The sequence below is a fragment of the Herbaspirillum sp. B65 genome (assembly GCF_000333555.1).
Lineage (GTDB): Bacteria > Pseudomonadota > Gammaproteobacteria > Burkholderiales > Burkholderiaceae_D > Herbaspirillum > Herbaspirillum rubrisubalbicans.
Genome location: NZ_BADI01000761.1, coordinates 1 through 361, shown reverse-complemented (window position 1 = coordinate 361; position 361 = coordinate 1). Strand labels below are relative to the sequence as shown.

Annotated in this window: 1 protein-coding gene; it reads left to right on the top strand. The window is 64.8% G+C overall.

Annotated features, from left to right (window positions below; translation table 11 throughout):
• Window positions 1-361: NifB/NifX family molybdenum-iron cluster-binding protein (locus tag I5W_RS17900; protein WP_044530243.1), on the top strand; the 361-nt coding region annotated here is incomplete at both ends.

Here is a 361-nt window from a genome sequence, read left to right as displayed (position 1 = left end):
CGCAGCGCCGAATTCACCACCGAGAAGATCGAGGCCATGGAAGTGGCCTATGACGGCGCCACCCGCAAGGCTTACCAAGAGCTGGTGGAACAGGAGCGCCAGGCCAAGTCGGCCGCCAAGGCCGCCGAGCAGCAGGAGCTGGCCCAGATGGCAGACCAGAGCGGCCTGTCCTTGCTGGTGGCGGTGGCGACCAAGGGACAGGGACGCGTCAACGAGCACTTCGGACACGTCAGCGAATTCCAGATCTATGAAGTCAGCAGCGCCGGCAGCAAGTTCGTCGGGCACCGGCGCGTGGACCAGTACTGTCAGGGCGGCTATGGCGAGGAGGATGCACTGGAGACCGTCATCCGCGCCATCAACG